The sequence below is a fragment of the Sphingopyxis sp. MG genome, from assembly GCF_002953155.1.
GTDB classification, from domain to species: Bacteria; Pseudomonadota; Alphaproteobacteria; order Sphingomonadales; family Sphingomonadaceae; genus Sphingopyxis; species Sphingopyxis granuli.
On record NZ_CP026381.1, the window covers coordinates 1,869,066 to 1,888,390 of the forward strand.

General features: G+C 66.4%; 20 protein-coding genes. 11 read left to right on the top strand and 9 right to left on the bottom strand.

Going from position 1 to position 19,325, the window contains the following annotated elements; all coding sequences use genetic code 11:
• Window positions 1-242: 242 nt before the first annotated feature.
• Window positions 243-2,216: an LTA synthase family protein gene (locus C3E99_RS08725; protein WP_076075132.1), complete on the bottom strand. Its 1,974-nt coding sequence runs from the start codon at window positions 2,214-2,216 to the stop codon at window positions 243-245.
• Window positions 2,217-2,404: 188 nt separating this feature from the next.
• Here C3E99_RS08725 and C3E99_RS08730 point away from each other — a divergent pair, with 188 nt between their 5' ends.
• Entirely contained in the window at window positions 2,405-2,683 is a 279-nt protein-coding gene (locus C3E99_RS08730) for a WYL domain-containing protein (protein WP_311880701.1), read from the top strand.
• A 25-nt stretch (window positions 2,684-2,708) separates the two neighbouring features.
• Here the strand turns inward: C3E99_RS08730 and C3E99_RS08735 are convergent, their stop codons facing one another.
• The 6 genes from C3E99_RS08735 to C3E99_RS08760 form a co-directional block, all read right to left on the bottom strand.
• Window positions 2,709-3,692, bottom strand: coding sequence for a TerC family protein (locus C3E99_RS08735; RefSeq protein WP_076075130.1), 984 nt, complete (start codon window positions 3,690-3,692; stop codon window positions 2,709-2,711).
• Between the two features lie 66 nt (window positions 3,693-3,758).
• Window positions 3,759-3,941 (bottom strand): DUF465 domain-containing protein, encoded by a 183-nt coding sequence (locus C3E99_RS08740; protein WP_076075128.1) that lies wholly within the window; start codon window positions 3,939-3,941, stop codon window positions 3,759-3,761.
• Between the two features lie 459 nt (window positions 3,942-4,400).
• The gene (locus C3E99_RS08745; protein WP_104959696.1) at window positions 4,401-5,732 is read right to left on the bottom strand and encodes an amidohydrolase; all 1,332 of its coding nucleotides are present in this window, start codon (window positions 5,730-5,732) and stop codon (window positions 4,401-4,403) included.
• 21 nt (window positions 5,733-5,753) lie between these two features.
• Window positions 5,754-6,407: a DUF4893 domain-containing protein gene (locus C3E99_RS08750; RefSeq protein ID WP_067110844.1), complete on the bottom strand. Its 654-nt coding sequence runs from the start codon at window positions 6,405-6,407 to the stop codon at window positions 5,754-5,756.
• A gap of 94 nt (window positions 6,408-6,501) precedes the next feature.
• Complete coding sequence (locus C3E99_RS08755; RefSeq protein ID WP_076075123.1) at window positions 6,502-7,287, bottom strand: 3-hydroxybutyrate dehydrogenase; 786 nt, start codon at window positions 7,285-7,287, stop codon at window positions 6,502-6,504.
• Between the two features lie 4 nt (window positions 7,288-7,291).
• On the bottom strand, window positions 7,292-8,473 hold the full coding sequence (locus C3E99_RS08760; RefSeq protein ID WP_076075121.1) for a patatin-like phospholipase family protein: 1,182 nt from the start codon (window positions 8,471-8,473) through the stop codon (window positions 7,292-7,294).
• A gap of 162 nt (window positions 8,474-8,635) precedes the next feature.
• Between C3E99_RS08760 and ypfJ the strand changes: the two genes are divergently transcribed.
• From ypfJ to C3E99_RS08805, 9 genes are all read left to right on the top strand, one after another.
• A complete protein-coding gene (gene ypfJ, locus C3E99_RS08765; protein ID WP_104959697.1) occupies window positions 8,636-9,547 on the top strand; it encodes a KPN_02809 family neutral zinc metallopeptidase in 912 nt (303 codons plus the stop codon).
• 52 nt (window positions 9,548-9,599) lie between these two features.
• Window positions 9,600-10,166 (top strand): ATP-dependent protease subunit HslV, encoded by a 567-nt coding sequence (hslV, locus tag C3E99_RS08770; RefSeq protein WP_067110833.1) that lies wholly within the window; start codon window positions 9,600-9,602, stop codon window positions 10,164-10,166.
• Window positions 10,167-10,172: 6 nt separating this feature from the next.
• Window positions 10,173-11,474: an ATP-dependent protease ATPase subunit HslU gene (gene hslU / locus C3E99_RS08775; RefSeq protein WP_076075118.1), complete on the top strand. Its 1,302-nt coding sequence runs from the start codon at window positions 10,173-10,175 to the stop codon at window positions 11,472-11,474.
• 140 nt (window positions 11,475-11,614) lie between these two features.
• Window positions 11,615-12,463, top strand: coding sequence for a helix-turn-helix domain-containing protein (locus C3E99_RS08780; protein WP_076075116.1), 849 nt, complete (start codon window positions 11,615-11,617; stop codon window positions 12,461-12,463).
• A 115-nt stretch (window positions 12,464-12,578) separates the two neighbouring features.
• Window positions 12,579-13,523 (top strand): YbgF trimerization domain-containing protein, encoded by a 945-nt coding sequence (locus C3E99_RS08785; RefSeq protein WP_199775082.1) that lies wholly within the window; start codon window positions 12,579-12,581, stop codon window positions 13,521-13,523.
• Window positions 13,486-14,475 carry a tRNA lysidine(34) synthetase TilS gene (gene tilS, locus C3E99_RS08790; protein WP_076077801.1) on the top strand — a complete coding sequence of 330 codons (990 nt, stop codon included), beginning with the start codon at window positions 13,486-13,488 and terminating at the stop codon, window positions 14,473-14,475. Before C3E99_RS08785 ends, tilS begins: the two co-directional genes overlap by 38 nt.
• 142 nt (window positions 14,476-14,617) lie before the next feature.
• Window positions 14,618-16,561: an ATP-dependent zinc metalloprotease FtsH gene (gene ftsH, locus C3E99_RS08795; RefSeq protein WP_067110822.1), complete on the top strand. Its 1,944-nt coding sequence runs from the start codon at window positions 14,618-14,620 to the stop codon at window positions 16,559-16,561.
• Between the two features lie 122 nt (window positions 16,562-16,683).
• A complete protein-coding gene (locus C3E99_RS08800) occupies window positions 16,684-16,992 on the top strand; it encodes a hypothetical protein (RefSeq protein WP_234002648.1) in 309 nt (102 codons plus the stop codon).
• Between the two features lie 97 nt (window positions 16,993-17,089).
• Window positions 17,090-17,695 carry a DUF3800 domain-containing protein gene (locus C3E99_RS08805; protein WP_067110815.1) on the top strand — a complete coding sequence of 202 codons (606 nt, stop codon included), beginning with the start codon at window positions 17,090-17,092 and terminating at the stop codon, window positions 17,693-17,695.
• A 66-nt stretch (window positions 17,696-17,761) separates the two neighbouring features.
• Here the strand turns inward: C3E99_RS08805 and rpoZ are convergent, their stop codons facing one another.
• Both rpoZ and C3E99_RS08815 read right to left on the bottom strand, forming a co-directional pair.
• Window positions 17,762-18,106, bottom strand: coding sequence for a DNA-directed RNA polymerase subunit omega (gene rpoZ, locus C3E99_RS08810; protein ID WP_067110812.1), 345 nt, complete (start codon window positions 18,104-18,106; stop codon window positions 17,762-17,764).
• Between the two features lie 172 nt (window positions 18,107-18,278).
• On the bottom strand, window positions 18,279-18,929 hold the full coding sequence (locus C3E99_RS08815; protein WP_158682221.1) for a hypothetical protein: 651 nt from the start codon (window positions 18,927-18,929) through the stop codon (window positions 18,279-18,281).
• Between the two features lie 103 nt (window positions 18,930-19,032).
• Between C3E99_RS08815 and C3E99_RS08820 the strand changes: the two genes are divergently transcribed.
• Entirely contained in the window at window positions 19,033-19,269 is a 237-nt protein-coding gene (locus C3E99_RS08820; RefSeq protein WP_067183305.1) for a helix-turn-helix domain-containing protein, read from the top strand.
• Window positions 19,270-19,325: the final 56 nt, after the last annotated feature.

The following is a 19,325-nucleotide window of genomic DNA, read 5'->3' on the forward strand; positions in this document are numbered from 1 at the left end:
AACAAGAATCTAGAGCGGCCGATCCGATGCAATCGGATCGATAACCGCTCTAGGCGCGGGGGTTTTCGTTGCCCCCCGCGCCACCCTTCTCGGCGCGGGGTGCCTTGCACAAACGCCCCGCGCCTCCCGAGCTTTCCTGGGGAGGAAAGCCTGCCCGCCGGAAGTCGTTCGACCTCCGGCGGGCATTTTTATGCGATACGCGATTGTTTTCTCCGTGCGCGCCCGCTCCCGGCGCTACGCGGCTATGGCGAGCTTCGCGCCGCCTTGCGGGTCGCCAGATGGCGCATCCAGCGTTGTCGCGCCCATTCGTTGACCAGCCGGTCGGCGCGGGCCTTGTCCGCACCGTTCAGATCGCCGTAGCGCGCACGCCGACCGCTGTCGGAAAACCATATCTCCTCGGTCCCGAGCGCGAGCGTCGTGAAGACGCCGCCCGGTTCGACGATACCGATCGCGGCGGGCGTATCGACCGCTCCGATGTGCAGGAAAACCGGAGCGTCGTTGTCGGGCGCGGGCGCACCGCCCAGTGCCTGGAGCAGGATCGACCGCATGTCGCTGAGGCCGAGCGGCCGGTCGCTGGAGAGGCCCGGCACGTTCAGTACGAACGGGATATGGGTTTGCGCGGGCTCGATCACGTGGCCATGTCCCAGGAATCCGTTTTCGAACAATGCCTCGCCATGATCGCCGGTGACCATCAGCACGGTGTCGTCCCAAGTCCCCAGCGCCTTCAGGCGAGCCACGATCGCGCCGATCTGCGAATCCGCATAGGCGACGGCGTTCCAGTAGGTCTGCTGAACGCGGCGGGCGTTGGCCGCGGAAATGTCGCCGCGCGGCAGCGGGTCGACACCCAGCATGTCGGGCATGCCCGGATGATGATAGGGGAAATGCGGCGACTGGAAATTGAAATAGACGAAGGTCGGCTGCGCCCACGGTCCCGGATCGCCCATCCGCCGATCGAATTCCGCCAGTATCTTCGTCTCGTCGACGAGCAGCGAGCCCTTGGCGGCGAAGCCGAAGGCGCGTTCGTGCGCCAGCGTTTCGGCGTCGACGAATATGTCGGCCGCCTTGCGCATCCCGACCACCGCCGAAATATTGCCGAAGCTTTCGGGCTGGCCCGAAAAGACGCCGATGCGATAGCCATTGGCCTTGAGGTCGGAGAATAAGGAGGGGTCTCCCACCCGCGGATCGAGCGCGCCCGAAAACAGGCTCTTGAGCGACGCCGTCGTGAAGCCGACGTGGCTGTAGGCGTGCGGAAAGCTGCTTCCCGCGCGCGCCAGCGCCGCGAGGTTCGGCGCCACCGGCCGCCCGTTCACCCGTTGCGTCAGCGCGTCCGCGCGCGTGCTTTCGAGCACGATGATGACAAGATGCTTCCGCTTCGCCGGCAGTTTCGGCGCGGGCGTCGCCGGATCGGCGCCGACAAAGACGAAATCGCCGCCGAAGCCGTCTTCGTCGATCCCGTTCCCCGGAATGTCGAGCGCCAGCGGATGGCGCGACGCATCGAAGGGATGCCGGTCGATCTGCGCCGAATACCAGCTATATCCGTCGCGGTCGAAATCGGTCAGTTGTTCGAGTAGCCGGTTGACCAGCCCATAGGCGGTCATCCGGCGCAGGCCGTCGCGCGCGTCGGGCACCCCGTTGGCCTGCGCGGCGATCGCCGGCATCGCGACCGCCAGCGCCAGCACCGCCCAGCGCAGCTGCGAGCGACCCGCCGGCAGCAGGGTCCGATTGCCGCGACGGCGCAGGCGGACCACGACGATCCCATAGAGGATCAGCGCGCCGCCGAGGCCGATCAGCATCAGCGCGCCTTCATTCAACACGAACAGGAAAGCGTCGAACAGGCTTCCCCCGCCCAGATTGCGGATCAACTGGAAGCTGACCGCATCGCTGAAATAGGACAAAAGCTCGAACTTGGCGGTCAGCGCGGCGAGAAAGCCGGCGACGCCGAAAAACAGCAGGTTGAACCGGAAAATCAGCGGGTCGTATTCGCGTCCGTGCAGCCGGCGCAGCAACAGGAAGAACAGGCCGAAAAGCAGCGCATGCGCACCGACGGCACCGAGCAGGAACAGGACGGTCTCGGCCGGCGTATCCAGCGTTTGCGACTGGCCGAAGCCGCCGCCGAACAGCGCGAACTTGCGTTCGACGAGCGCCATTTCGATCAACAATGTCGTGACGGCCGCAAGCAGCAACGTCAGCAGGTCCCCCTGCCCCTTCCTGGTCATCGGATTGTCATAAATATGGCCTTGCTAATATGGTGTTAAGCCAATCCGAACGGCATTCGTCCGCAACTGCGGGCGACCGGGCGGACGAGCGATCAAGCGATGCTTGCCAGGTCCGCCGCGGCGGGTGTATGGTGCACCGCACAACGAAACCACCTCTCCCTGGGCCGATGAACGATACACGACTGAAAATGATGGAAGCGATCGCACGGCGACGCATCGTGTCCACGCGCTACAATGGCGACGCCATGACCCTTGCCCCGCACCAGATGTTCGAGCGGCACGGGGCGCTGTTCGTCAGCGCGCTGAATCTCAACAAGAACTGGCGGTCGGACGAGGAAAAGCGCCTCGGTCAGTTCAAGCTCGACGGGCTTGGCGAGACCGAGGTCACCGACGAGGCGTTCGAGCCGCTCCCGATGTTCCAGCCCGCCGCGCCGAGCGACAAGGACACGCTTCTCCTCGCCGTATGAGCGGCGGGCCGCGACAGCCGGCCCGTCACCGCACGGCCGAGTCGGACGGGCGACTGATGACGAGCGACCACAGCACGCCCCCGGCGATCAGCGCGACGGTGACTCCCAGGCTCGCCAGCGGCGGGAATTTCGCGCTGCCGAGCAGGAAATCGGCCACGAATATCTTCGACCCGATGAAGACGAGCACCAGCGCCAGCGCATATTTCAGATAGTGGAATCGATGCACCATCGCCGCGAGCGCGAAATAGAGCGCGCGCAGGCCGAGGATCGCCATGATGTTCGAGGTATAGACGATGAAGGTGTCGGTCGTGATCGCGAAGATCGCGGGCACGCTGTCGACCGCGAACACCAGATCGGCGAGGTTGATGACGACGAGCGCAAGGAACAGCGGCGTCGCCGCCAGCACGACCTTCCCCGTCTTGGCGTCGGGCACGCGCACGAAGAATTTCTCGCCATGCAGGTCCGCGGTGATCGGCATGCGGCGCGACAGCCAGCGCACGACGGGATTGCCCGCGACGTCCATCGGCTTGTCGCTCGCGAACAGCATCCTGATACCGGTGAAGATCAGGAAGGCGGCAAAGACGTAGAGCAGCCAGCCATATTCGGCGACCAGCGCCGCACCGCCCGCGATCATCAGGCCGCGCAGCACGATCACCGCGATGATTCCCCACAATAGCGCGCGATATTGATAGCGCGCCGGAATCGCGAAGGTCGCGAAGATCAGCGAGATGACGAAGATATTGTCGATCGACAGCGCTTTTTCGATGAAGAAGCCGGTATAATATTGAAGGCCCGCATCGCCGCCCTTCTCGACCCAGATCCAGGCGCCGAACGCGAGCGCGATGCCGATGTAGAGCGCGGAGAGCTTCAGGCTTTCCGCGATGCCCATCTCCTTGTTCTCCTTGTGCAACACGCCAAGGTCGAAGGCCGTGAGGGCGATGACGAGGCCGAGAAAGGCCAGCCAGAACCAGGCCGGGGTTCCCAGCCAGTCGGTGAAGAGAAATTCCATGATGACGATCCCTGGACAGGCGAAACGCGCCGCCGAAAGCAGCGCGCTTCGCCTTCATTGCCGGATTCAGCGGGCGCGAACGGGGCGCCGCATCAGTGATGCGAGGCGGTCCTTGACCGCCAGCTTCAGCTTCTTGAGCCGCAGCACGCGGAACGGGTCGCCGCCGCGGCGGCGCGCCTCGCGCCGGACCGCTTCGTCGAGCCGCCGATGCAACGCGGTCAAGTGAAAGATATGGGGATTCACAGACATATGGCCTCCTGATTGAGCGAACTCAAAACAGGCGACGCCGATGCCGGGACCTGGATCAGGGGGGAGAATTGGCCGCCGTGCATCGGTGTCACCCGATGCGGTCCGACATCACGTGGCGGGATGTTGATCCCGCCGACGCCAGAGGGGCCCGGCCCGCATTCCCGTTACATAGGAACGGCGGTCGGGCTTTTCAATCCCGGCTGCCGGGTTTGTTTCTTTCGGGGCGAAATCCCTGTTCCCGTCGCTCGTAATGACGAGCCCTTCCAAGGCCAACGAGGGTTCATCGAGGGTTGATAACGGCGGCCGCGAAACATGACGGCATATTATCCTTCAGGCAAACGAGCTGTTCCCCGGCGAAAGCCGGGGTCCATGCGAAGCAGCGCTGTGCCGTCTGGACCCCGGCTTTCGCCGGGGAACAGTTCCTTGTCGAAAAGGGATAATTGCCAATGCCAAATATGTTCAACCCTTCGGCATCAGCTTCATCGCCATCGACGCCAGCGCCTCGGTCGCGGTGGAGATGACCGCGGGAGCATCGGGTGCCCAGAAAGGAGAATGGAGGCTCGGCAGCGTCCGGCCTTCCTTCTTCGCGGCGTCATATTCGGCCTGCGGAACGCCGCCGACCCACAGGATCAGGCTCTTGATCGACTTGTCCTCGCGGCCATAGCGGCTGAAATCCTCCCCGCCCATCACCGGCGGCATCTGCACGACGCGCTGGTCGCCGAAGCGGGTCTTCAGGAAGGCCGCCATCTCTTCGGTGAACTCGGGGGTGTTGAAGACCGACGGCGTATATTCGTCCTTTGCGACGCTGATCGTCGGCATCCTGTCTTCCGGCATGCCCGCCGCGATCGCTTCGCCCTTCGCGATGCGCGCGATGCCGTCGAGCAGTTGCGTGCGCACCTCGTCGGTATAGCTGCGCACGGTCAGTTGCAGCTTCGCCTCGTCGGGGATGATATTGTGCTTGGCGCCGGCGTGGAAGCTGCCGACGGTGACGACGCCGCTGTCGAGCGGGCTGATCTCGCGCGCGACGAGCGTCTGGAGCGCGGTGACGATGCGGCTGGCGAGCACGATCGGATCCTTGGTCGCCTGCGGATAGGCGCCATGACCGCCGAGCCCCTTCACCGTGACGTCGACGCTGTCGACATTGGCGAGCGCATAGCCCGGCGTATAGCCGATCATGCCCGCGGGAAACTGCGCCGCGTCGTGAAAGGCGATCGCATATTCGGGCTTGGGAAAACGGGTGTAGAGCCCGTCCGCCAGCATCATTCGCGCACCCGCGCCGCGCTCCTCGGCGGGCTGGCCGATCATCACCAGCGTCCCCGACCACTGCCTCTTGTTCGCCGCCATCAGCCGCGCGACGCCGATCCATGCGGTCATGTGCGTGTCGTGGCCGCAGGCGTGCATGACGCCGGTCTCGACGCCTTCCTTGGTCGTCACGCGCACCGTCGACGCGCCGGGAAGGCCGGTCTGCTCGGTGACGGGAAGCCCGTCCATGTCGGCGCGGACCAGCACCACCGGGCCGGGGCCGTTCTTCATCACCGCGACGATGCCCGTCCCGCCGACCTTCTCGGTCACCGTGAAGCCCAGCTTGCGCGCCTCGGCGGCCAGGATGCCCGCCGAGCGGACCTCCATGAAGCTGAGTTCGGGATGCGCGTGCAAATCCTTGTAGATGTCCATCAGCGAGGGCATCTGCTTCTGCACCTGGTCGCCCAGCGACTGCGCCGCCACCGGCGCCGCCAGCCCGAGCGCGAGCGCCGCGGCGCCCAGTCCCAAAATCCGCCCGCTGATCTTCATTATTGCTCCCCTGTTTTCAAATCATCCGTTTGCCGGCACCAGCTCGATCACGTCGAGCAGCGATTCATAGGCGGGCGCCGGCAGCACCAGCCGCCAGCGATTGTCGGCGATCCGTTCGATCAGCCCCGCCATGTCGCGCATCCGGTCGCTGCCGTAATTGACCGGGATCTTCTCGTCCCCCAGCACCAGCGTGCCGAGGAATATCTGGCGCTTGAGATTGTCGGGAAAGATCAGGCCGACCGGCCGCTGCGACCCCGTCAGCTTGGTCAGGCTGGCGAGTTCCTGCTCGTCCGACACGCGGCAGCGGAACCAGTCATAGGCGATGAAGCCAATCGCACCGCGTCCCTGCGTGCCCAGCTTGATCGTGCGGCAGCGATACTCGCCCGCGGGCAGGTGCGGATTGGGCAGCGCCGCCGTCGGTTGCAGCAACACGCCTTCGCGCTCGACGTCGGCGCCATAGCCCTTTGCCCGCGCGTCGGCGAGCGCCGCGGTCCAGCTCGAATACCAGCCGCGGATGCGCGCCTTGTCCTGGTCGGTCGCGGTGGCGCGCCAGGTGCCCGCGGCCTCCGCCGGCGCGGCGTCGGCCGCCGAGGGCGGCATCGCCGGCACGGTCCGGCATCCGGCGAGCCCCAGCCCCGCCGCGCATGTCAAATATAGAAAGGTGCGACCCCACATCGTCCGTCTCTCCTGGTCCGGTTCGCCGTTAACCTTAGGAGCGGATGACGCAATGCTCAAGGACGCAGCGCGCCGCAGGCAGGATCGCGCAACGTCAGGCGGCGGTCCAGCCGCCGTCGACGCTCAGGTTCGCCCCGGTGATGTTCGCCGCCTCGTCGCGGGTCAGGAAGGCGGCAAGCGCCGCGACCTGCTCGACCGTCACGAACTGCTTGGTCGGCTGCCCCGCGAGCAGAACGTCGTTGATCACCTGTTCGCGCGTCATGCTCCGCGCCTTCATCGTGTCGGGAATCTGATTCTCGACCAGCGGCGTCCAGACATAGCCCGGGCTGATGCAATTGGCGGTGATCCCCGCGTCGGCGACCTCGAGCGCGACCGTCTTGGTCAGCCCGGCGAGCCCGTGCTTCGCGGCGACATAGGCCGATTTGAACGGCGAGGCGACGAGCGAATGCGCCGAGGCGGTGCCGATGATGCGGCCCCATCCCTTCTTGCGCATCCCCGGCACGGCGTGGCGGATGGTGTGGAAGGCCGACGACAGGTTGAGCGCGAGGATCAGGTCCCATTTCTCGACCGGGAAATCCTCGACCGGCGACACGAACTGAGTGCCGGCATTGTTCACGAGGATGTCGACCCCGCCCATGTCGCTGTCGGCGCGCTCGAACATTTCCGCGATCGCGTCGGGCTTGGTGAGGTCGGCGCCGTCATAGGCCGCCTTGCCGCCGTTCAGCGCGGCGAGCGCCGCGCGCTCGGCCTCGATCGCGCCCTCGTCGCCGAATCCGTTGATGATGATGTCCGCGCCCGCCGCGGCAAGCGCCTTGGCGATGCCGAGTCCGATGCCGGAGGTCGAGCCGGTGACGAGGGCGGTCTTGCCTTTGAGATGCATGGGATCAATCCTTTTTCTCGCGAGGGGATGGGGAAACGGCATGGGCCGATTTGGGCTGCAGGCCGCCCGCCTCGATGGCGAAACTGTCCGACCGCCCTTCGGCGATGCTTTCGGCGAGCAGGTGTCCGTCCTTCAGCGACGCCTCGACCGCTGCGCGGCCCAGCGCCCAGTTGGCGTCCATCGTCGCGCGCGAGAATTCGAAGTCGCGCGCGCCGGTCTGCCATGCCGGCGGCTGGTGGATGAGCTGAACGACGTTCAGCGCCTTGCAGTCGACCATGCGCTCGACCGCCTTCACCTCGGGCAGCGCGCGCATCTCCCCGGGCAATTTGTCGAGCATCCGGGCGATCAGCCGATGTTCCTTGCGCCGCCGGACCAGCCCGTCCGAAATGCGGCGGGTGCGACTGGAAAAGCGGATATCCTTCTCGCGCGACCAGGCTTCCTCCAGATCGTGCGGGCGCGGGCCGCGCGCCGGGAACAGGTCGACCTGGAACACCAGCATCGCCTCGTCCGCGCTTTCGACGACATGTTCGAGCGGGGTGTTCGAAACGAGCCCGCCGTCCCAATACCAGGTGCCGTCGATCTCGACCGGCGGCAGGCCCGGCGGCAGCGCGCCCGACGCGAGGATATGGCGCGCGTCGATGCGGTCGGTGCGCGTGTCGAAATAGCGGAAATTGCCCGTTTCCACCGCGACCGCGCCGACCGACAGGCGCACCTTGCCGTCGTTGACGCGGTCCCAGTCGACGAGGCGGTCGAGCGTCTCGACCAGCGGCGCCGTGTCGTAGAAGCTGATCGCGGCGGGCGTCTGCGGCGCGGCGAACATCGGCGGCGGGATACGCGGCGTGAAGAAGCCCGGAACGCCGAAAGCCGCAACCTGCCCGGCCGCCGCCCAATGCGCCCATTCGCGCGCCAGATCATTGTCGGCCACCGGCAGGACGGGCAGCGCCGACGACACGCCTTCCCAGAACTCCCGCATCTTCCCGACCGCCGCGTCGCGTGGATTGCCGGCGATGATCGCGGCGTTGATCGCGCCGATCGATATGCCCGCGACCCAGTCGAGCTCGACGCCGAGATCGATCAGCGCCTCGTAGACCCCGGCCTGAAAGGCGCCGAGCGCTCCGCCGCCCTGCAGGACCAGCACGACGAGGTCGGGCAAGGGCAAGGCGGCTCGGGCGGCGCGGCGGGGCATGGACTCGAAGCGATCCTTTCGGGGGGCGGGACGGCCGGAGCCGTTGGTGCACCGCAGCAACGCCCTTGGCAAGAGGCGGTTCCCGCGCGAAGCCTCTTCCAATTGCCCCCCGCCGCTGCCACAAACAGGCAGCAAGCAGATCTTCAACAGCGGAGCCCCCTCATGCGCCTCGACGATTACGACCCCGGCGACGACATCCGCGACCTCGGTCGCGGCGGCGGCGGTTTCGGCGGGGGCGGGGGCGGTGGCATGGGCGGGCTGCTGTTCGGACTGCTGCCGATGCTGCTCGGGCGCAAGATGGGCTGCGGCACGATCCTGCTGCTCGGCGTACTCGCTTTCGTCTTCCTCGGTCCCGGTTCGCAGATGCTGAGTACGGGCGGCGGCACCGCCGACCCGATGGCAGACAGCCGCGGCACGCAGCAGGGCGTCGCCTGCGACACCGCCGCCGAACGCTTCGCCTGCCAAGTGTTCAGCTCGACCAACCGCTTCTGGGAAAGCCAGATCAACGGTTATCGCGCGCCCGGCCTGCGTTTCTATACCGACCACAACAGCTCGGGCTGCGGCGCGGCGCAGGCGGCGATGGGACCCTTCTATTGCCCCGCCGACCAGGGCATCTATCTCGACACCAGCTTCTTCAACGAGTTGAAGACGAAGTTCGGCGCCGCCGGCGATGCTGCGCAAGCCTATGTCGTCGCGCACGAAGTCGGGCATCATATCCAGACGATTACCGGAACATCGGATCAGGTCCGCCGCGCGCAAGCCCGCGCTTCGCAGACCGAGGGCAATGCGATCCAGGTCCGCATGGAATTGCAGGCCGACTGCTATGCCGGCGTGTGGGCCGCGCGGGCGCGAACGAAGGACGGGCAGACGGTGATGGAGCCGGGCGACATGGAGGAGGCGATGACCGCCGCCAACGCGATCGGCGACGATACGCTGATGCGCTCGGCGGGCCAGCGACCGGTGCCCGAAAGCTTCACCCACGGCACCAGCGAGCAGCGCATGCGCTGGCTCCGCCGCGGGCTGGAGACCGGCGATCCGCGCCAGTGCGACACGTTCGCCGCCAACGCGATCTGATCGCCGTCCCCTCCCCTTGCAGCCCCGGCGCCGATTGCCCATATCGCGCCGCATGACCGATCCTCATGCGCACAGTGCCGCGCCCTGGCACGGAACCACCATCCTGTCCGCCCGCACCCCGGAAAAGGTCGTCGTCATCGGCGACGGTCAGGTGTCGATGGGCCAGACGGTGATGAAGCCCAATGCCCGCAAGGTGCGCCGCCTGCACGACGGCAGCGTCATCGGCGGCTTCGCGGGGGCGACGGCCGATGCGTTCACGCTGTTCGAGCGGCTGGAGGCGAAGCTGGAGCGCCACCACGGCCAGTTGCTGCGCGCCGCGGTCGAACTCGCCAAGGATTGGCGCACCGACAAATATCTGCGCAATCTGGAGGCGATGATGATCGTCGCCGACAAGGAGGTGACGCTCGTCATCACCGGCAACGGCGACGTGCTGGAGCCGCAGGGCGGCATCGCGGCGATCGGATCGGGTGGCAATTACGCGCTGTCCGCGGCGCGCGCGCTCGTCGATTACGAAAAGGATCCCGAGGTGCTGGCAAAGAAGGCGATGCAGATCGCCGCCGAAATCTGCGTCTACACCAACGACCAGACCACCCTCGAAATTATCGATATCCAGGCATAAGCGATCATGAACAAGGATCTGACCCCGAAGGCGATCGTCGCCGCGCTTGACACGCATATCATCGGCCAGGACGCCGCGAAGCGCGCGGTCGCCGTCGCGCTGCGCAACCGCTGGCGCCGCCAGCAGCTCTCGCCCGAACTGCGCGACGAGGTGAGCCCGAAGAATATCCTGATGATCGGCCCGACGGGATGCGGCAAGACCGAGATTTCGCGCCGTCTCGCCAAGCTCGCCGACGCGCCCTTCATCAAGGTCGAAGCGACCAAGTTTACCGAAGTCGGCTACGTCGGCCGCGACGTCGAACAAATCGCGCGCGACCTGGTCGAGGAAGCGGTGCGGCTGGAGAAGGACCGTCGCCGCGAAGCGGTGCGCGCGGCGGCCGAAGAGGCGGCGATGGAGCGGCTGCTCGATGCCTTGACCGGCAAGGGCGCCAGCGAGGCTACGCGCCAGAGCTTCCGCCAGCGCATCCGCGAAGGCCATCTCGACGACAGCGAGGTCGAGATCGAGGTCGCCGACACCCCGAACATGCCGTTCGAGCTTCCCGGCCAGCCGGGGCAGATGAGCATGATCAACCTGTCCGACATGCTCGGCAAGGCGATGGGCGGCCTGCCGAAGAAGCGCCGCAAGCTGACGGTTCTGGAAGCTGCGACGCGGCTGATCGAGGAGGAGCAGGACAAGCGCCTCGACCAGGACGACGTCGCGCGCGTCGCGCTGGCCGATGCGGAAGCGAACGGCATCGTCTTCCTCGATGAGATCGACAAGATCGCGGTCAGCGACGTGCGCGGCGGCTCGGTGAGCCGAGAAGGCGTGCAGCGCGACCTGCTGCCGCTGATCGAGGGCACGACGGTCGCCACCAAATATGGTCCGATGAAGACCGACCATGTCCTGTTCATCGCCTCGGGAGCCTTTCACGTCGCGAAGCCGAGTGACCTGCTGCCCGAACTCCAGGGCCGCCTGCCGATCCGCGTCGAACTGGGCGCGCTCGGCGAGGAGGATTTCGTCCGCATCCTGACCGAGACCAAGGCTGGCCTGCCCGAGCAATATTCGGCTCTGATCGCGACCGAGGGCGTGACGCTGACCTTCACGCCCGACGCGATCGCGCGCGTCGCGCGGCTCGCGGCCGACGTCAACGAGAAGGTCGAGAATATCGGCGCCCGCCGCCTCCAGACGATCATGGAACGGCTCGTCGAGGAGGTGAGCTTCACCGCCGAGGACCGAACGGGCACCACGCTCTCCATCGATGCCGCCTATGTCGACCGGCAGCTTGCCGACGTCGTCGGCGACACCGACCTCAGCAAATATGTGCTCTGATCGCCTGCCCTTCGGACCGCTCCCCATCCGCATGCTTGCCGCCGACGTTTCGCCGAACTTCATTTGACTTTCGCGCATCGCCAATGCGATGAACGGCGCCACGGTCAAACCGGGTTGCACCGACCGGCACGGAGACAGCAATGGCAGAGGAAGAGGTCGCCACGCAGGGCGAACTGGCGATCACGCGCACCGGTGACCGGCTGCGGCTGGCGCGGGAGGCGGCGGGATTGTCGCTCGCCGACGTCGCGACGCGCACGCGCATCACCCAGCGGCATCTTCAAGCCATAGAGAAATCCGAATTTTCGGAGCTGCCGGGGCGCACTTATGTCACGGGCTTCGCGCGCGCCTATGCCCGTGCGGTCGACCTGCCCGAAACCGAGATCGCCGCCGACATCCGCCGCGAACTCGACGAGGATCAATATGGCGCCCGGCCGATCTACGAGGCTTACGAACCGACCGACCCCGCCCGCTTGCCGACCGCGCGGCTGGCGTGGACGCTGGTGATCGTCGCCGCGGTGCTCGTCTCGGCCTATGGCGTATGGCGCTTCCTGTCGGTCGAGCCCGACGAGGCGCTGGTCGCAGCGCAGAATCGCGATGCCGACGCGTCCGAAGCTCCCGCGGCCGCAACCGCGCCGGCCGCAGCGGGCAAGGCCGCCGCCGACGGCGCCGTTCCTGCCGATGCGCCGGTCGTGCTCACCGGCATTTCGGAGGTGTGGATCGGGTTCGACGACGCAAACGGCAAGACCGAGAACTGGCGCACGCTCGATCCCGGCGAGACCTATCAGGTGCCCGCCGCCTATATCAAGCAGTTCACGCTGCGCACCAGCCGACCGCAAGCGCTCAAAGTGACCGTCGGCGGGCGCGATATCGGGTCGCTCGGCGCCGCCGACACGCTGGTCAAGAGCATCTCGCTCAAGCCCGCCGACCTTCTGGCGCGGGCCGAAGGCGGCGCCACGGCACCGGCGCCGAAGGCTTTGCCGCGGCGCTGAATTCCGCAACAATCGGGCCGATCGGAATGGCGGTGCACCGAAATGGGTTTGCGCCGCCGCCCCGTGCCGCGTTATGGACGCCAAACAAGGTTAATTGGTGGGGGCCTATCGGCAGATGAAGATGCGTCATATCTCTTTTCTCGCAACCGCCGCGATCGCGCTTTCGGCCTCGGTGCCGACGCTCGCGCAGGATGCCGGAATCGACAAGCGGGTCGAACGGCTCGAGAAGGAAATGCGCGCCGTCCAGCGGTCGGTGTTCCCGGGCGGCAGCCCAGCCTTCTTCGAGGGCGAGATCGCACCCGACAACACGCCGGGCGAACGGGTCAAGAGCAGCGCGCCGGTGATCGACCTGGCCGCGCGCGTCGATGCGCTCGAAGCGCAACTCCAGACCCTGACCGGACAAACCGAGCAGAACGCCTTCCAACTTCGCGAACTCGAAAAGAAATTCAACGCCTACAAGGCCGAAACGGACAAGCGCCTCGCAGCACCCGAAGCGTCCGAGGTGACGGGCACACCTGCCAGCCTGGCTCCCACGGTCAAGCCGCCCGCGACGGTCGCGACCACCGCCGCAGCGACGCCGGCGAAGAAGCCGGCAACGACCAAACCCGCAGCCACCACACCCGACGCCACACGGCTTGCGCTGGTCAAGAAGGTCGAGATTCCCGCGACCGGCAACGAGGTCGAGGACAGCTATAATTATGGTTATCGCCTGTGGGAGGCAAAGCTCTACCCCGAGGCCGAAGCACAGTTGAAGCAGGTGGTCACGAAATGGCCGAATCACCGCCTCGCGAGCTACGCGCAGAACCTCCTCGGCCGCGCCTATCTCGACGAAGGCAAGCCAAGCCTCGCCGCAGTCGCTTTCTATAATAATTACAAGGATCGGCCGAGCGGCGCCCGCGCACCGCACAGTCTGATGTACATGGGGGTCGCGCTCGACAAGCTGGGACGCAAGGCCGACGCGTGCAAGGCGTTCCGCGAGCTCGACGAAGTCTATGGAGACAAGGCGCCAAAGGATGTCCGCGATGATGCAGCTGCCGCCAAAGCAAAAACTGGTTGCTGACGCGGACGCGGTCGAGCGTTTCGCGTCGGATCTGGCGCTCGTCGCGGGGCCCGATTGGCATAGACGTCACTATGGCGTCGCGGTTTCGGGCGGGCCCGACAGCATGGCGCTGCTCTGGCTCGCGACCTCGCTGCTGCCCGGACAGGTCGACGCCGCGACGGTCGATCACGGGCTACGCCGCGAATCCGCCGACGAGGCGCGCATGGTCGCGGGCTTCTGCGCGCGCGAACATGTTCCGCACGCGACGCTGCGTCCCCCCGCCCCGATCCGCGGTTCGTTGCAGGCCGCGGCGCGCGCCGAACGCTATCGGCTGCTCGAGGCGTGGCGCGAGGCGAACGGCATCGACTTCCTGCTGACCGCGCATCACGCCGACGACCAGCTCGAAACGATCATCATGCGGCTCAACCGCAGTAGCGGGGTCGGCGGACTGGCGGCGATCCGCGCGCGCAACGGCGCGGTGCTGCGCCCGCTGCTGGGCTGGCGCCGCGCCGAGCTGGCGCATGTCGCGCTGGAGGCCGACCTGCCGTTCGTCGAGGATTCGACCAACGCCGACACGCGCTTCGACCGCGCGCGCCTTCGCCGGGCGCTCGCCTCGCAGACCATCGTCGACGCCGAAGCCGCCGCGCGATCGGCGCGCTGGCTGGCGGAGGCCGACGCGGCGCTCGATTGGGCGGTCGCGGCCGCGATCGGGTGCTGGCCCGACGCCGACGACATCGCGACCATCCGCGACCGCGCCTATCCGCCCGAGCTGTTCCGGCGCATCGTCGAGCAACGGCTGAAGGCGAACGACCCGCGCCTCGGGCTGCGCGGTATCACCCTCGATGGAGTGATCGCGGCGATGCGCGCGGGCCGGCGGGCGATGGTCGGCAGCCTGCTGATCGACGCCATTGCGACCGACGAGCATCGCGCCTGGCGCATTTCCACGGCGCCCCGCCGCAAAACGCGCCGCTGAACGCCGCTTTACGCTAGGCGACAATAGGACCGATTGGCTCATTGTCATTTAACGCCATGCTCCTATCTTAGGAACCTGATCGCATCGCACACCATCCTTTGGCGCGATTTCGGCGATCGATGTGATTTTGGAAAGATTCCGCATGCAGGACGACAAGGAACCGCAGGGCAACCCCTGGATGAAGAGCGTGATGATCTGGAGCGGCATCCTGCTCGCCATGCTCCTTGTCGCCTCGATGTTCGGCGGCGCCGCGCAGCCCGCGGGAAGCCCGCTCGCCTATTCCGATTTCCGGCAGAAGGTGCAGGAAGGTGCCGTCAAGGAGGTCGTGCTGTCCGAGGATCGGGTGACGGGCACGATGTCGAACGGCGACCGCTTCACCGCCAATGTCGTCCGCGATCCCGACCTGCTCAAGATGCTCAACGAGAATGGCGTCAAATATGACGGCAAGCCGCAGGAAGTGCCGAACTTCTGGATGTATCTACTCGTCCAGTCGCTGCCCTTCCTGCTGATCCTCGCGGTCGCCTTCTTCGTCTTCCGCCAGGTGCAGAAGAACAACGGGTCGGGCGCGATGGGCTTCGGCAAGTCGCGCGCCAAGATGCTTACCGAAAAGCAGGGCCGCGTCACCTTCGACGACGTCGCCGGCATCGACGAGGCGCGCGAGGAACTGCAGGAGATCGTCGAGTTCCTGAAAGACCCGAGCAAATTCTCGAAGCTCGGCGGCCAGATTCCGAAGGGCGCGCTGCTCGTCGGCTCGCCCGGCACCGGCAAGACGCTGCTCGCCCGCGCGATCGCGGGCGAGGCGGGCGTCCCCTTCTTCACCATTTCGGGCTCGGACTTCGTCGAGATGTTCGTCGGCGTCGGCGCCAGCCGCGTGCGCGACATGTTCGAACAGGCGAAGCGCAACGCACCGTGCATCGTCTTCATCGACGAGATCGACGCGGTCGGCCGCCATCGCGGCGCGGGCCTCGGCAACGGCAACGACGAGCGCGAGCAGACGCTGAACCAGCTTCTCGTCGAGATGGACGGGTTCGAAGCGAACGAGGGGATCATTATCGTCGCCGCGACCAACCGCCCCGACGTGCTCGATCCCGCCCTCCTGCGCCCCGGCCGCTTCGACCGCCAGGTCGTCGTGCCGCGCCCCGACATCGAGGGTCGTCACAAGATTCTGGAAGTCCATACGCGCAAGAAGCCGCTGGCGCCCGACGTCGACCTGCGCCGGATCGCGCGCGGCACCCCCGGATTCTCGGGCGCCGACCTCGCCAACCTCGCCAACGAGGCGGCGCTGCTCGCCGCGCGCAAGGGCAAGCGCCTGATCGCCAGCGACGAGTTCGAGGAAGCCAAGGACAAGGTGCTGATGGGCGCCGAACGCCGCTCGATGGTGATGACCGAGGACGAGAAGAAGGCGACCGCCTATCACGAGGCCGGCCATGCGCTGGTGTCGCTGCACGTCGAGGGCAACGATCCACTGCACAAGGTGACGATCATCCCGCGCGGCCGCGCGCTGGGCGTGACGTGGAACCTGCCCGAGCGCGACCGCTATTCGCAGAACATGAAGCAGATGAAGGCGCGGCTCGCGCTCTGCTTCGGCGGCCGCATCGCCGAACAGCTCATCTATGGCAAGGACGAACTCAACACCGGCGCGTCGAACGACATCCAGCAGGCGACCGACATGGCGCGCGCGATGGTGATGGAATATGGCATGTCGGAAAAGCTCGGCTGGCTGCGCTATCGCGACAATCAGGACGAGGTGTTCCTGGGCCACAGCGTTTCGCGGGCGCAGAACATGTCGGAAGAAACCGCGAAGCTGATCGACGCCGAGGTCCGCCGACTGGTTGAGGAAGGCGAGAATGTTGCGCGGCAGGTGCTGACCGATCACCTCGACGAACTGCACCTGCTCGCGGGGGCGCTGCTCGAATATGAGACGCTTTCGGGCGAAGAAGCGCGCCGCGCGATCAAGGGCGAAGATATCGGCCGCGAGAATGACCAGGGCCGTCCCGGGACGCCGATCCAGGGTCACGCCGGTTCGCTGCCGCAGATCAAGCGCAAGCCGCGCCCCTTCGGCGACGCCAATCCGCAGGGCGCCTGATCCCTGATTGGGGGCGTTCGGTAAATGATGTCGGGGTGCAGCGAGTGATCCGGAGGCAAAGCGCACGCGCGGCGGTTGCCTTGGGTACCGCCGCGTTGCTGTGCGGCATGGCACCCGGCGACATGAGCGTCGCAGCCTTTCTGGCGCGCGCCGACAATCTGCTGCGCCTCGGTCCTCTCGCGCTCGCCACCCCCGAAGCGGGCGCGCTCAAGGGCGAGGTGATCGCCGCCGGCAAGCGCTACAAGGCGCGGATCGACGCCGAACGCCGGGCGGGGCGCAAGACGACAAGTTGCCCTCCCGCTTCGGGCACGCTGACACCCGAGGAATGGCTCGCGCATCTGCGCACCTACCCGCCGCAGACGCGCAAGTCGGTAAGCGTCTATGCCGCCTTCGACGGCCTGATGAAGAAGCGCTATCCGTGCCCCGCCTGATGCGCCATGATGCGGATACGATGACTCGGGGCGTTCACGGAGAAAAAGGGGGCAGCGTGGCGGGACCGGACGGACCGGCCATGCTCTTCGCCATATCATGACGATTTATTGCGACGAATCAGGCGGGCTCAACGCCGGCGCGATGACCTTTGCCGCGGTGATGCTCACCCCCGAGGCGGCGGCGGCGATCCACGCGCGCTTTCGTGCGGTCACGGGCCTGCGCGGCGAACTGAAAGGCAGCCGGATCAGCCTGACCGAGCGTGCCTATCTGCTCGAACTGTTCGATCGTGCCGGTGGACGCGCCTGGGTCGCGGTCGCCGAGCGCGAGCGGCTGTTGCCGAATGCCAACGGCACCCCGCCGAGCGACCTCGCCCTTTACGCGGCGCTGCTCGACAGCGCGGTCGGCCACTGGCTGCCCGAAACGGGCGGCGTGTGCACCGATGTGGTGATCGACGACGGTCGCTATGACCCCGCGATCCTGACGCGCGTGCGCGACACGATCCAGGCCGGGCTCGGTCACTGGGGTCGCGCGTCGCTTGCGGACAGCCGGCGGTCCGATGGCGTGCAGATCGCCGACGTAGTCGCGAACAGCCTCTACAACATCACCGCCCGGTCGCAGCGGGCGCACCGCATCGGCATCATCCTCGAACCCTTGCTCGCCTCGCGCGCAATCCGCGTCGCCGAACTGATCCAGCTGCCGTGATCCAATAGCGCAACGAAAAAGGGCCCCGGTTTCCCGGAGCCCTTTTCGATGCGTCGGACGCGGCGCTTATTCGAAGTCGCCGCCGCCGCCAGCGGGGCTGCGCGGCGGCGCGGCGGCCGTCAGGCGCAGCGCTTCGGCTGAGCGCGCGATCGAGCTGATTTCGTCGGGCGTATCGTCATCATCGACGACCACTTTCTGCAACGTGCCGACGAGCGAGTCCTTGAGGTCGACGGGACGCACGGTCTGCTCGGCGATCTCGCGCAGCGCGACGACGGGATTCTTGTCGCGGTCGCGATCGATCGTCAGTTCCGAACCGCCCGAAATCTCGCGCGCGCGGTGCGCGGACAGCAGGACCAGATCGAAACGGTTGGGAACTTTGTCGACGCAATCCTCGACGGTAACGCGGGCCATGTTGTTTCCTTGGATTGAGGAGAGGCCAGCCGGAGAGGCGTGGCGGCAAGCGCTGCGCGCTAGCAGGGAGCCGGCAAAATGTCAATCGAGCGCGGCGTGGGGGGGGCGGTAGAGTTCGACATGAGGCGCCCGGTCCACCGCCCCGCCCCGTACGGCCCGCCCGTATCGCAGGTCAATCCGCTCGCGATACCGGCTGTTGCAAGGAAGAGAAGCCGGGGCGCGCCGTTTCGTATGAATCGGGCTGCGCCGGAATCAACGCGATCTTGGGACCCGGCTCCGGATACCAGGTGAATCGCAACGGTTCCGCGAGATAGGCCTCCACGGGCGTTCCCGCGTCGATCCTGGCGCTTGGGCCATGAATGAAAAAACCACCCAGCGCCGACGCGAACAACATCGTGCCGACCGACAGCGCCGTGCCGCTCTTGCCCTCGTCATAGGATGTTCCTGTGAGGCGCACGGGACCGCTCGGCGTTTCCGCATAAAGCAGTCGGATCTCAAGTTTTCCTTTTTTGCCGACATGACCGTTACGCTGCGCCCGCGACACCTCGGCAACGACAGGCGCACCGATCGGGACGATGATCTGTCCGCGGAAACTGACGCTTTCGGCTACCTCCAGATACGCGCGATCGCCGGGCTTGTTGTCCTTGGTCGAAATTTGCGTGCGCGTTTTCAACATCAGTGGCGTTCCCATCGGTAAATAGTAACGCTTGGCCTCCCCGAGCGGCTGCGTTTCGGGCGCGGGCCAATGGAAGACCGTCTGCGCCTGCGCCGTCCCATATACCATGAATGCCGCGATGGCCGCAGCGGCTTTCCAATTCCTCATCTCACCCTCCATCGGTCAAACTGCGAATCGAATAAGCCGCAAAGGTTAACAAAGGGATCAATACTCCGTGGACCGATAGTCACCTATCCCGTGACTGGAGCGGGTGGATCCCTATCTGGACATCTTGGGCAAGCGCATTCGCGCTCGCAGGCGCGAGCTAGGCATGTCGCAGGAAGGCCTTGCCCACGAAGCGGGGCTTGATCGCAGCTATGTCGGACGAATCGAGCGCGGCGAGCATAATCTGACCTTCGTGGCGCTCATCAGGCTATGCCGGGCCATGAAGTGCGATGTAGCCACGCTGACGGTCGGCCTGCCGCTGGGCTACGGACAGGAAGACTGAGGCATCGGCAGCGTAGCGCCTCGTGGTCGCGACCCTCTTGCGCGGAGACGCCCGCA

What these genes read in the sequence shown, in the direction of transcription:
- ftsH (WP_067110822.1), top strand. Translation starts at nt 14,618, where the DNA reads ATGCAGGACGACAAGGAACCGCAGGGCAACCCCTGGATGAAGAGCGTG.
- C3E99_RS08755 (WP_076075123.1), bottom strand. Translation starts at nt 7,287, where the DNA reads ATGCATCTCAAAGGCAAGACCGCCCTCGTCACCGGCTCGACCTCCGGC.
- C3E99_RS08780 (WP_076075116.1), top strand. Translation starts at nt 11,615, where the DNA reads ATGGCAGAGGAAGAGGTCGCCACGCAGGGCGAACTGGCGATCACGCGC.
- C3E99_RS08740 (WP_076075128.1), bottom strand. Translation starts at nt 3,941, where the DNA reads ATGTCTGTGAATCCCCATATCTTTCACTTGACCGCGTTGCATCGGCGG.
- tilS (WP_076077801.1), top strand. Translation starts at nt 13,486, where the DNA reads ATGATGCAGCTGCCGCCAAAGCAAAAACTGGTTGCTGACGCGGACGCG.
- rpoZ (WP_067110812.1), bottom strand. Translation starts at nt 18,106, where the DNA reads ATGGCCCGCGTTACCGTCGAGGATTGCGTCGACAAAGTTCCCAACCGT.
- C3E99_RS08750 (WP_067110844.1), bottom strand. Translation starts at nt 6,407, where the DNA reads ATGTGGGGTCGCACCTTTCTATATTTGACATGCGCGGCGGGGCTGGGG.
- C3E99_RS08735 (WP_076075130.1), bottom strand. Translation starts at nt 3,692, where the DNA reads ATGGAATTTCTCTTCACCGACTGGCTGGGAACCCCGGCCTGGTTCTGG.
- C3E99_RS08805 (WP_067110815.1), top strand. Translation starts at nt 17,090, where the DNA reads ATGACGATTTATTGCGACGAATCAGGCGGGCTCAACGCCGGCGCGATG.
- hslU (WP_076075118.1), top strand. Translation starts at nt 10,173, where the DNA reads ATGAACAAGGATCTGACCCCGAAGGCGATCGTCGCCGCGCTTGACACG.
- C3E99_RS08800 (WP_234002648.1), top strand. Translation starts at nt 16,684, where the DNA reads ATGAGCGTCGCAGCCTTTCTGGCGCGCGCCGACAATCTGCTGCGCCTC.
- C3E99_RS08815 (WP_158682221.1), bottom strand. Translation starts at nt 18,929, where the DNA reads ATGAGGAATTGGAAAGCCGCTGCGGCCATCGCGGCATTCATGGTATAT.
- C3E99_RS08725 (WP_076075132.1), bottom strand. Translation starts at nt 2,216, where the DNA reads ATGACCAGGAAGGGGCAGGGGGACCTGCTGACGTTGCTGCTTGCGGCC.
- C3E99_RS08730 (WP_311880701.1), top strand. Translation starts at nt 2,405, where the DNA reads ATGATGGAAGCGATCGCACGGCGACGCATCGTGTCCACGCGCTACAAT.
- C3E99_RS08785 (WP_199775082.1), top strand. Translation starts at nt 12,579, where the DNA reads ATGAAGATGCGTCATATCTCTTTTCTCGCAACCGCCGCGATCGCGCTT.
- C3E99_RS08745 (WP_104959696.1), bottom strand. Translation starts at nt 5,732, where the DNA reads ATGAAGATCAGCGGGCGGATTTTGGGACTGGGCGCCGCGGCGCTCGCG.
- hslV (WP_067110833.1), top strand. Translation starts at nt 9,600, where the DNA reads ATGACCGATCCTCATGCGCACAGTGCCGCGCCCTGGCACGGAACCACC.
- C3E99_RS08760 (WP_076075121.1), bottom strand. Translation starts at nt 8,473, where the DNA reads ATGCCCCGCCGCGCCGCCCGAGCCGCCTTGCCCTTGCCCGACCTCGTC.
- ypfJ (WP_104959697.1), top strand. Translation starts at nt 8,636, where the DNA reads ATGCGCCTCGACGATTACGACCCCGGCGACGACATCCGCGACCTCGGT.